The organism is Burkholderia sp. Ac-20345, from assembly GCF_017104825.1.
Taxonomy (GTDB): domain Bacteria; phylum Pseudomonadota; class Gammaproteobacteria; order Burkholderiales; family Burkholderiaceae; genus Burkholderia; species Burkholderia lata_B.
In genome coordinates, this window is the sequence record NZ_JAAGPO010000270.1 from 1 (window position 1) to 11,073 (window position 11,073).

The window sequence follows — 11,073 nt, forward strand, 5'->3', positions numbered from 1 at the left end:
TGGTGCGCAGTTCGCGTTCTTCGCGATCGTCGCGGTGCTGGCGCTTGCGCTGCGCCGCCTGCCAGGCCATCTGCCGACGCTCGCGCTCGCATCGCTCGCACTGCTCGCGGCGGTGCGCTACGTGTGGTGGCGCACCACGCAGACGCTCGATTTCCGCGGCCCGGTCGAGGCGGTTGCCGGCTACCTGCTGTACGGCGCGGAAGCCTATACGTGGATGATCCTGCTGCTCGGCTTCGTGCAGACCGCATGGCCGCTCGACCGGCCGATCGTGCCGCTGCCCGACGATCCCGATACCTGGCCGACCGTCGACATCTACATCCCGACCTACAACGAGCCGCTGTCGGTTGTGAAGCCGACCGTGTTCGCCGCGCAGAGCATCGACTGGCCGAGCGCAAAGCTGCGCGTGTACCTGCTCGACGACGGCAAGCGCCCCGAGTTCGCGGCATTCGCGCGCGAGGCAGGCATCGACTACCTGACGCGCGACGACAACCGCCACGCGAAGGCCGGCAACATCAACCGCGCGCTGCCGAAGACGCACGGCGAATACATCGCGATCTTCGACTGCGATCACGTGCCGACGCGCTCGTTCCTGCAGACGACGATGGGCGTGTTCCTGCGCGACCCGAAGTGCGCGCTGGTGCAGACGCCGCACCATTTCTTCTCGCCCGATCCGTTCGAGCGCAACCTCGGCACGTTCCGCGAGATCCCGAACGAGGGCAACCTGTTCTACGGCCTCGTGCAGTCGGGCAACGACCTGTGGAACGCGACGTTCTTCTGCGGCTCGTGCGCGGTCCTGAAGCGCACCGCACTCGAAGAGGTGGGCGGCGTCGCGGTCGAGACCGTGACCGAGGATGCGCACACGGCGCTCAAGCTGCACCGGCGCGGCTATACGTCGGCTTACCTGCCGACCGTGCAGGCGGCCGGCCTCGCGACCGAAAGCCTCGCGGGCCACGTGAAGCAGCGCACGCGCTGGGCGCGCGGGATGGCGCAGATCTTCCGCATCGACAACCCGTTCCTCGGGCGCGGGCTCGGCTTCATCCAGCGGATCTGCTACGGCAACGCGATGCTGCACTTCTTCTACGGGATTCCGCGGCTGGTGTTCCTGACGATCCCGCTCGCGTACCTGTTCTTCCACCTGTACTTCATCAACGCGTCGGCGCTCGCGCTCGCGAGCTACGTGATCCCGTATCTTGTGCTCGCGAACGTCGCGAACTCGCGGATGCAGGGGCGCTACCGCCATTCGTTCTGGGCCGAGGTCTACGAGTCGGTGCTCGCGTGGTACATCGCGCTGCCGACCACCGTCGCGTTCTTCAGCCCGAAGCACGGCAAGTTCAACGTGACCGACAAGGGCGGCAAGATCGACGAAGGCTACGTCGACTGGTCGACGTCGAAGCCGTACCTGGTGCTGTTCGGGCTGAACGTGCTCGCGATCCTCGCCGGCCTGTGGCGGCTCGCGGCCGACCAGGGCGACGAGGCGTCGACGATCCTGATCACGCTCGGCTGGACCGTATACAACCTCGCGATGCTCGGCGCTGCGCTGGCCGTGGCGCGCGAGACCAAGCAGGTGCGCGTCACGCACCGGATCGCAATGCGCGTGCCGGCCACGCTGCTGCTCGCTGACGGCTCGACGGCCGCGTGCTTCACGAGCGACTACTCGACCGGCGGCCTCGGCCTCGAAGCGGTGCCGGGGCTGTCGGTCGCCGTCGGCGACACGCTGACGGTGTGCGTGACGCGCGGCGACCGGCCGTTCCCGTTCCCGGTGCGCGTGAGCCGCGTGACGCCGACCCATGTCGGCGTGAGCTTCGAGGAACTGACGCTCGAACAGGAGCGCCAGCTCGTGCAATGCACGTTCGGCCGCGCGGATGCGTGGCTCGACTGGCACGAAGGCGAGCGCCTCGACACGCCGCTCGGCGGGCTGAAGGAAGTGTTGCGTATCGGCCTCGACGGCAACGTACGGATGTGGAAGGGTGCGGCGCGCGGCCTGCTGGCCATGCTGGCGCCAAAACTCGATCGGGCGCGCGACTGACGCGGCGCTCATCATGGAGTGGGTTAGATGACGTTCTGGAATCTGTATTTCATCCTGAAGTTCGCGCTGTTCGCGACCGGGCACCTGCAGCCGTTCTGGCTCGCGAACCTCGCGTTCGCGGTGGCGCTCGCCGCGAGCGCACCGATCCGGCAGCGTGCGTGGCGCCTCGTCCGGCAACTCGTCGCGATCGCGATCGCGGTGCCGCTGCTCGCACGCGAGATGCATGCGCCGCCGCTCGCCCGGCTCGTCGAGGCCGCACGCGAAGTGAGCACGTTCCGCTTCGACTACTGGATGGAGCTGCTGCCGCGCCTGTTGCCGCCGGTGCTGCTGCTGACGGTGGCCGGCGCGCTGATCGTCTACTTCATCGTCAACCGCTGGTTGCGCGTCGCGACGTTCGTGCTGGCCGTGCTGATCGTGATGCCGCTGTGGCAGGCCGGCAGCGGGCTGATGGCGCGCGTCGTCGCACCGCTTCCGCAGCAGGTGAACGCGACGGGCACGACGATTGCCGGCCAGCCGGAGGATCACAACGCCGCACTCGCGACGTTCCGCACGCAGGAATCGCAACGGCAGGTCGCGTTCGGCCATCTCGGCAACGATCCGTCCGCACAGTTCGACGTGATCGTGCTGCACATCTGCTCGCTGTCGTGGGACGACCTCGATGCCGCGAAGGTGCGTAACCACCCGATGCTGAGTCACTTCGACTACCTGTTCAATAACTTCAGCACGGCCGCGAGCTACAGCGGCCCGGCGGCGATCCGCGTGCTGCGCGCGAGCTGCGGGCAGGAGGCTCACGCGGACCTGTACAAGCCCGCGCCGCAGCAGTGCTACCTGTTCTCTCAGCTGGCGAGCGCGGGCTACAAGGTGCAGTCGCTGCTGAACCACGACGGCCACTTCGACAACTTCCTGCAGGTGATTCACGACAACATCGGGGTGCCCGACGCGCCGCCGGTGTCGAATGCGGCCGCGCCCGTCGCGATGCACGCGTTCGACGGCTCGGAGATCAAGAGCGACTACGCGACGCTCGCGAACTGGTACGCGCAGCGCGCGTCGGTGCCGGGCCCGGTCGCGCTGTACTACAACACGATCAGCCTGCACGACGGCAACCGCATCGTCGGCAGCGCGCTGACGAGCATCGACTCGTATCCGCAGCGCGTGACGAAACTGATGGACGACTTCGATCACCTGGCCGACCTGATCGCACAATCGGGCCGCCGCGCGGTGATCGTGTTCGTGCCCGAGCACGGCGCCGCGCTGCGCGGCGACAAGTACCAGGTCGCGGGCCTGCGCGAGATCCCGACGCCGCGCATCGTGCACGGGCCGGTGGGCGTGCGGCTCGTGGGCTTTACCGGCAACCACGGTGCGACGACGGTGATCGATCAGCCCACCAGCTTCCTCGCGCTTGCGCAGCTGCTGTCGAACCTCGTGTCGAACAGCCCGTTCAAGCCGGGCACGACGCTCGCACAGTACGCTGCCGATCTGCCGCGCACGCGGATGGTGGGCGAGAACGAGGGCACGGTGGCGATGCAGACGGCCGCGGGCTACTCGGTGAAAACTCCGGATGGTGTATGGATCGACGAACAGTAATTCTCCCCGCCGACAGCGACGATGATCGCCTGTCGCAACCGAACGACGTGCTCGGCCTCGCGCGGCATCTGCCCGCGCTCGATCCCGAGCGGTATGTCGACGAGCAGGCGCGCCGTGCGTTCATCGACTCGCTCGACCGCTGGCCGACGCTCGCGAAGCTGATGGGATTGAAGACGTAAACGCACAACGGCCGGCATGGGAGCCGGCCGTTGCTTGCTTGCGGACGATTCCGCTTATCGCACCTTATTGCGCCTTGCGTTCCGGCTGGCGCGTCCACTCGTCTTCTTCGCCCGGCACCTTGCCGAACGACTGATCGGCCCACGCCGCGCGGGCCGCGTCGATCTTCGCGCGCTCGCTCGACACGAAATTCCATTCGATGAACCGCTCACCCGGCATGTGCGCGCCGCCCAGCAGCATCACGCGGGCGCCGTTCGCGCTGGCGAGCGCCGCGGTCGCGCCGGGTTCGAGCACGGCCATCGTCGCGGGGGCGAGCGGCGTGCCGTCGATCGCGAGGTCGCCGTCGACCAGGTACACGCCGCGTTCATCGTGTTCGGCATCGAGCGCCAGCGAGCCGCCTGCGGCGAATTCCGCATACGCATAGAGCGTCGGCGAGAACACGGCGACCGGCGACGTGAGCCCGAACGCGGTGCCCGCGATCACGCGCACGCTTGCACCGTCACGCGTGAACGACGGCAGCGTGTCGGCTGCGTGATGGACGAATGCGGGTGCGGTGTCTTCATGCTCGACCGGTAGCGCGACCCAGGTCTGGATCCCGTGGACCGGCTGATCGTGCGGCCGGTCTTCGTCGGGCGAGCGCTCCGAATGCACGATGCCGCGGCCGGCCGTCATCCAGTTCACGTCGCCCGGCACGATCTTCTGCCGGAAGCCGAGGCTGTCGTGATGCATCAGCGAGCCGTCGAACAGGTAGGTGACGGTTGCGAGGCCGATATGCGGATGCGGCAGCACGTCGATGCCGCGGCCGGCCGGCAGCACGGCCGGCCCCATCTCGTCGAAGAAGATGAACGGGCCGACGAGGCGTGCGGCGCGCGCGGGCAGCACGCGGCGCACGACGAGGTTGCCGATGTCGCTTTCGCGCGGCGTGAGCAGGGTCTTGATCGAGGCGGACATGGTGGGGAGCTCGTGGTCGATGCGGCGCGTGTCAGGCGATCGCCGTGTCGATGGTGATCGGATGCGTGAGGATCTTGTGCACCGGGCACGAGTTCGCGATCTGCAGCAGGCGCTCGCGCTGTTCGCCGGACAGGTCGCCGTCCAGTGTGATGCGGCGCACGATCGTGCTGCCCGCGCTGCCCGACTCATGCGCGAGCTTCACGTGTACTTCGGTGAGCGGCCAGCCCTTGCGTTGCGCGTACATCTTCAGCGTGATCGCGGTGCATGCGCCGAGGCTCGACAGCAGCAGCGTGACGGGCGCGGGCGCCACATCGCCGCCGCCGAGCGACGCCGGTTCGTCGGCGCGCCACTGGTGGACGCCATCGCTGAAGTGGACGAGGTAATCGACCGAGCCGATGCTCGCTTCGACGGACAGTTCGCTCATTGCAGTTCCATGGAAAAAAGGGGGAGGCCGGCGGCCGGGCCGGGCGTTACGGTTCGAGCAGCCGCTGCAGCCGCAGTTCCTCGAAATCGAGTTCCGATTCGATCCGGTGCAGCACGGCATCGTCGACCTTGCCGTCGCGATGCAGGTCGAGCAGCGCGCCGCGTGACACGCCGACGAGTTCGAGTTCGACGCGCAGCATGCGCGAGCGCACGTTGGCCGGTTCGGCGCCCTGGCGATGCGCGCGCTCGTTGAAGGTGACGCGGTTCCGGTATTCGGCGAGCAGGCGATCGAGCGACGGCCGCTCGAGGGTCGACCCGCGCTGTTCGAGCGCGTCGAGCTCCGCGAGCGCCGCGCCGAACGCATGCGCGCGCACCGCATGCTCGGACATCGTGTGCCGCGCGGCCGGGCGCAGTTTCAGCACGCGGATCAGCGGCGCGAGCGTGCCGCCCTGCACGACGAGCGTGGCGATGATCAGCAGGAACGTGCTGAACAGGATCAGGTCACGGCCGGGGAAGTTGGCGGGCAGCGCGATCGCGGCCGCGAGGCTCACGACGCCGCGCATGCCCGACCAGCCGAGCACGACGGCCTCGCGCCACGACCACGGTGCGTGGCCGGCGCGCGGTGCGCGCAGGCGGCCCGGCAGCCACATCGCGACGAACACCCACACGATGCGTGCGGCGATCGCGGCGGCGGTGGCGGGCAGCGCGACACGCAGGCCGGCCATCAGCACCGCGCCTTCGTGGTTCACGCGCGCGAGGATCGCGTGCAGCGCGAGACCGATCAGGATGAACACGAGTGCATCGAGCACGAACACGATTGCTTCCCACGTCGCCTTCGCCTTGATCCGCATGTCGGCGTCGAACACGCGATGCTGGCGCACGCCGAGCACGAGGCCGCAGGTGACGACCGACAGCACGCCCGAGCCGTCGACGGCTTCGGCGATCCCATAGCTGCCCCATGCCATCGCAAAGGTCACGACGATGCCGAGCATCGGGTCGCGCAGGCGCGGCAGCACCCAGCTCATCGCATGGCCGCACGCGAGGCCGACCGCGATACCGATCAGCGTGAGCGAGAAGAACAGGCCGGTGGCGCTCGCGGCCGTGATCGACACGGCGAGCGCGGCCGATACCGCCATCTGGTAAAGCAGCAGGCCCGACGCATCGTTGACGAGGCTCTCACCTTCAAGCACCGCGACGAGCCGCGCGGGCAGCGGGTGGCGTTGCAGGATCGCCTTCGCGGCGACCGCGTCGGGCGGCGACACGATCGCGCCGAGCGTGAAGCAGGCGGCCCAAGGCAGCGCCGGGTTCATGGCATGCACGGCGAGCGCGACCGCGACGGTCGTGAACACCACGGCGCCGAGCGCGAGCGACGCGATCGATGCAAGCTCCTGCCGGAATTCCTTCCACGCGGTGTAGAACCCGCTCGACATCAGCAGCGGTGGCAGTACGGCCGCGAGCAGCAGCGCCGGGTCCATGTCGGGCACGCGCTTGCCGGCAACCGCGACCACGCAGCCGCCGAGCAGCAGCACGACGGCCGGCGGAATCGAAATCCGTTCGGCGAGCCACGTGAGCGCGCCCGCACCGCAGATCAACAGCAGCAGGTAATGAAACAGTTCGACGTTGGTCATGCGTGGCCGGTGATGAACGATTGCGTCACGACGGCTTGCGATCGTTCGTGGTGCCGCCGGGCAGCGCGCCGAACATGTGCTGGCTGCATTGCGCGTCGCGCCACGCGGTGTTCAGCCGGTGTCCGGCAAGCATCCGGCGCGCGACGGGCAGGATCTGTTCGCCGGCCAGCATGCCGAGCAGGCCGGTGAGCGCAATGATCGGCGGCGCCGGCGAGTTCACGCCGAGCGCGCCGTAGATGACGCCGGCGAGGATGCCGGCGAACAGCGACAGGACATAGGATTTCATGATGGGCGTCTCGTGATCGGACGAATGGTGGCGACGAGTGCATTGTCGATGTCCCGAAAGCGTATCGGGTTTACGTGAAGAAAAAAAGGGCGGATTGCCCTTGTCGACCACCTATTCTGGAATCCGAGTGATTCCAATTTTTGGGTGTTCGTACAGCAGGATTGCGGTTTAAATAATTCGAGCCGGACGACACCGATCCGGCGCAACGCCCACTCGAATCCTCCCGCGTTCGCGGCGAGGCAGGCCCCCCTTTTTTCGTTCACAGGACACCTTGCGCCATGAGCAATCCGAAACTTGAAGTACTGACGCCGCAGAACAGCCAGCTGATCTTCATCGACCAGCAGCCGCAGATGGCGTTCGGTGTGCAGTCGATCGATCGCCAGACGCTGAAGAACAACGTCGTCGGGCTGGCGAAAGCGGCGAAGGCGTTCAACGTGCCGACTACGATCACGACGGTCGAGACCGAGAGTTTCTCCGGTCACACCTATCCCGAGCTGCTCGACGTGTTCCCGAACCAGAAGACGCTCGAACGCACGTCGATGAACTCGTGGGACGACCAGAAGGTGCGCGATGCGCTGGCCGCGAACGGTCGCAAGAAGGTGATCGTGTCGGGCCTGTGGACCGAGGTATGCAATACCACGTTCGCGCTGTGCGCGATGCTCGAAGGCGAATACGAAATCTACATGGTGGCCGATGCGTCGGGCGGCACGTCGAAGGACGCTCACGACTTCGCGATGCAGCGGATGGTGCAGGCGGGCGCGGTGCCCGTCACGTGGCAGCAGGTCGTGCTCGAGTGGCAGCGCGACTGGGCGCGCCGCGATACGTACGACGCGGTGATGGCAGTGGTGCGCGAGCATTCGGGCGCATACGGGATGGGTGTCGACTACGCGTACACGATGGTCCACAAGGCTGCGCAACGCACTGCGACGCCGCACGAGTCGCTCGCGGCGGTACCGGCGAAGTAACGGGCCACCGGCCGTGATCGTCGCGATGGATGCGACGATCGCCTGCCAGAAGCCGTCGCGCGTTCAGGCCGCGGGCAGCGCCCACGGCGCGTGCGCGAAGTGTTCCGCGAGGAAGTCGAGCAGTACCGTCACGCGCGCGGCGCGCAGCATGCCGGGCGGCGTGACGAGATTGACGTTGATGTCGGCGATCTTCCAGTCGGACATCACTTCCTCGAGCTCGCCGCGCTGCATCGCTTCCCACACCAGGAACTCGGGCTGAAGGGCGAGGCCGTGACCGGCGATGAGCGCGGGGAGGATCACGTCCGCGTTGTTGGTGCGGATGCGGCCGTGCACGGATACGCCGACGTCGTCGCCCGATGCCGGATGGCGGAAGCGCCAGTGTTCGGGCGTCGGCAAGTTCGTGTAGGTGAGGCACACGTGCTGTTCGATGTCGCGCGGGTGTGTGGGGCGGCCGCGCCGGTCGAGGTACGCGGGCGACGCGACGAGCGGCCGGCGCACCGCGCAGAGCCGGCGCGAGCGTAGCGACGAATCGCTGAGCTCGGCGATGCGGATCGCGACGTCGAAGCCGCCGGACACGATGTCGACGATGTGATCGGTGAGCACGAGGTCGATGTCGACGTGCGGATAGCGTTCGAGAAACGCGGGCAGCACCGGCGACAGATGGCGCAGCCCGAACGACATCGGCGCATTCACGCGCACGAGGCCGTGCGGTTCGAGCGCCTGTGCGGACGCTTCGCTCTCAATCAGTTCGGCATCGGCGAGCAGGCGGATCGCGCGGTCGCGCAGCAGTTCGCCGGTCGGCGTGAGCGACAGCTTGCGCGACGTGCGGTACAGCAGCATCGCGCCGAGGCGCTTTTCGAGGCGCGCGATGGCCTTCGACACGGTTGGCTGCGTTACGCCGAGCAGGTCGGCGGCTTTCGCGAACGAACCGGTCTCCGCGACGCGCGCGAAGATGGCCCAGGCTTCGAGATCAGGAAGGTGTTGCATGGTCGGGATGAATGGCAGGGAAGCGAAACGGATGCGGCGCACCGCGAAGGCGGGCGTGCGATGCAGGTGATTCTAATCCGGCCGGGAGAAAAATCGTTATGGAATCTTATCTACTTTCGTTGGGCGCCGGCGTGTTGATCGGCGTCGTGTACAGCGTGATCAAGGTGCGTTCGCCAGCACCGCCGCTGATCGCGCTGGTCGGCCTGGCCGGCATGCTGATCGGCGCACAGGCAATCGCACCGGTCCGTCACTGGCTCGGCTTCTGACCGCATCGAGGACACTTCATGAGCGCAACCGCTACTCAACCCGATCTCATCCTGCACAACGGGCGCATCACGACGCTCGATCGTGCGAACCCTGTCGCCACCGCCGTGGCGATCAAGGACGGCCGCTTCATCGCGGTCGGCGCCGACGCGGACATCATGCCGCTCGCGGGCCGCGCGACGAAGGTCGTCGATCTCGACTGCCGCACCGTGTTGCCGGGCCTGATCGACAACCACACGCACGTGATTCGCGGCGGCCTGAACTACAACCTCGAGCTGCGCTGGGATGGCGTGCGTTCGCTCGCGGTCGCGATGGAGATGCTGAAGCACCAGGTCGCGATCACGCCTGCGCCGCAATGGGTGCGCGTGGTCGGCGGCTTCACCGAACACCAGTTCGTCGAGAAGCGCCTGCCGACGATCGACGAACTCAATGCGGCCGCGCCCGATACGCCTGTGTTCATCCTGCACCTGTACGACCGCGCGCTGCTGAACGCGGCCGCGCTGCGGGTGGTCGGCTACACGAAGGACACGCCCGAGCCGCCGGGCGGCACGATCCTGCGCGACGCCGCGGGCAACCCGACCGGCCTGCTGCTCGCGAACCCGAACGCGACGATCCTCTACGCGACGCTCGCAAAAGGCCCGAAGCTGCCGTTCGAGTATCAGTACAACTCGACGCGCCACTTCATGCGCGAACTCAATCGCCTTGGCGTGACGGGCGTGATCGACGCAGGCGGTGGGTCGCAAAATTACCCCGACGATTACGAGGTGATCCGCAAGCTGCACGACTCGGGTGAGATGACGATCCGCATCGCCTACAACCTGTTCACGCAGAAGCCCAATGCAGAGAAGGAAGACTTCGTGAACTGGACCAAGAGCGTCAAGTACCACGATGGCACCGATTACTTCCGCCACAACGGCGCGGGCGAGATGCTGGTGTTTTCGGCGGCCGATTTCGAGGATTTCCGCGTCGCGCGCCCGGACCTGCCGGCGCAGATGGAAGACGATCTCGAGGGCGTCGTGCGCGTGCTCGCGCAGAACCGCTGGCCGTGGCGCATGCATGCCACCTACGACGAAACGATCAGCCGTGCGCTCGACGTGTTCGAGAAGGTCAACGAGGACATTCCGCTCGAAGGGCTGAACTGGTTCTTCGACCACGCCGAAACGATTTCGGAGCGCTCGATGGACCGGATCGCCGCGCTCGGCGGCGGCATTGCGGTTCAGCACCGGATGGCGTACCAGGGCGAGTACTTCGTCGAGCGTTATGGCGCGCAGGCGGCCGAAGCGACGCCGCCGGTCGCGAAGATGCTCGACAAGGGGATCAAGGTGTCGGCCGGCACCGACGCGACGCGCGTGGCGTCATACAACCCGTGGGTGTCGCTCGCGTGGCTCGTGACGGGCAAGACGGTCGGCGGCCTGCGGATGTATCCGCAGCGCAATCTGCTCGATCGCGAGACCGCGCTGCGCATGTGGACCGAGTACGTGACGTGGTTCTCGAACGAGGAGGGGAAGAAAGGGCGTATCGCGGTCGGTCAGCTCGCCGACCTGATAGTTCCGGATCGCGATTTCTTCACGTGCGCGGAGGACGATATCGTCGATACGACCGCATTGCTGACGGTGGTCGGCGGCCGGATCGTTTGGGGCGCGGGGCCGTTCGCGTCACACGATGCGCCGATTCCGCCTGCGATGCCCGACTGGTCGCCGGTGCGCGAATACGGCGGCTACGGCGGCTGGGGCGCGACGCAGCGCAACGGCGCGCCGCTGCAGCGGGCCGCGGCGGCCAGAG

General features: G+C 67.3%; 11 protein-coding genes. 6 read left to right on the forward strand and 5 right to left on the reverse strand.

Annotated features, from left to right (window positions below; all coding sequences use genetic code 11):
- The 3 genes from bcsA to G3O06_RS43665 all read left to right on the forward strand — a co-directional run.
- The coding region (bcsA, locus tag G3O06_RS43655; protein ID WP_205819793.1) for a UDP-forming cellulose synthase catalytic subunit at nt 1–2,026 on the forward strand (2,026 nt) is incomplete at its 5' end.
- A 27-nt stretch (nt 2,027–2,053) separates the two neighbouring features.
- Complete coding sequence (gene bcsG / locus G3O06_RS43660; RefSeq protein WP_205819794.1) at nt 2,054–3,610, forward strand: cellulose biosynthesis protein BcsG; 1,557 nt, start codon at nt 2,054–2,056, stop codon at nt 3,608–3,610.
- A complete protein-coding gene (locus tag G3O06_RS43665; protein ID WP_174972496.1) occupies nt 3,592–3,789 on the forward strand; it encodes a hypothetical protein in 198 nt (65 codons plus the stop codon). Before bcsG ends, G3O06_RS43665 begins: the two co-directional genes overlap by 19 nt.
- 64 nt (nt 3,790–3,853) lie before the next feature.
- Here the strand turns inward: G3O06_RS43665 and G3O06_RS43670 are convergent, their stop codons facing one another.
- From G3O06_RS43670 to G3O06_RS43685, 4 genes are read right to left on the reverse strand one after another with little or no spacing between them, the layout of a single operon-like run.
- Nucleotides 3,854–4,738: a pirin family protein gene (locus tag G3O06_RS43670; protein ID WP_205819795.1), complete on the reverse strand. Its 885-nt coding sequence runs from the start codon at nt 4,736–4,738 to the stop codon at nt 3,854–3,856.
- A gap of 31 nt (nt 4,739–4,769) precedes the next feature.
- On the reverse strand, nt 4,770–5,162 hold the full coding sequence (locus G3O06_RS43675) for an OsmC family protein (RefSeq protein WP_205819796.1): 393 nt from the start codon (nt 5,160–5,162) through the stop codon (nt 4,770–4,772).
- A 46-nt stretch (nt 5,163–5,208) separates the two neighbouring features.
- Nucleotides 5,209–6,789 carry a sodium:proton antiporter gene (locus G3O06_RS43680; protein WP_174972502.1) on the reverse strand — a complete coding sequence of 527 codons (1,581 nt, stop codon included), beginning with the start codon at nt 6,787–6,789 and terminating at the stop codon, nt 5,209–5,211.
- 25 nt (nt 6,790–6,814) lie between these two features.
- Nucleotides 6,815–7,075, reverse strand: coding sequence for a XapX domain-containing protein (locus G3O06_RS43685; RefSeq protein ID WP_174918993.1), 261 nt, complete (start codon nt 7,073–7,075; stop codon nt 6,815–6,817).
- Between the two features lie 278 nt (nt 7,076–7,353).
- On the opposite strand from G3O06_RS43685, the gene G3O06_RS43690 reads away from it, so the two are divergent.
- Nucleotides 7,354–8,040 carry a hydrolase gene (locus tag G3O06_RS43690; RefSeq protein WP_174972503.1) on the forward strand — a complete coding sequence of 229 codons (687 nt, stop codon included), beginning with the start codon at nt 7,354–7,356 and terminating at the stop codon, nt 8,038–8,040.
- Nucleotides 8,041–8,103: 63 nt separating this feature from the next.
- Here the strand turns inward: G3O06_RS43690 and G3O06_RS43695 are convergent, their stop codons facing one another.
- Nucleotides 8,104–9,027: a LysR family transcriptional regulator gene (locus tag G3O06_RS43695; RefSeq protein ID WP_174997188.1), complete on the reverse strand. Its 924-nt coding sequence runs from the start codon at nt 9,025–9,027 to the stop codon at nt 8,104–8,106.
- Nucleotides 9,028–9,125: 98 nt separating this feature from the next.
- On the opposite strand from G3O06_RS43695, the gene G3O06_RS43700 reads away from it, so the two are divergent.
- Together G3O06_RS43700 and G3O06_RS43705 are read left to right on the forward strand one after the other, a co-directional pair.
- Complete coding sequence (locus G3O06_RS43700) at nt 9,126–9,293, forward strand: DUF1427 family protein (RefSeq protein ID WP_043182444.1); 168 nt, start codon at nt 9,126–9,128, stop codon at nt 9,291–9,293.
- 18 nt (nt 9,294–9,311) lie between these two features.
- Nucleotides 9,312–11,073: amidohydrolase (locus tag G3O06_RS43705; RefSeq protein ID WP_205819797.1), on the forward strand; the 1,762-nt coding region annotated here is incomplete at its 3' end.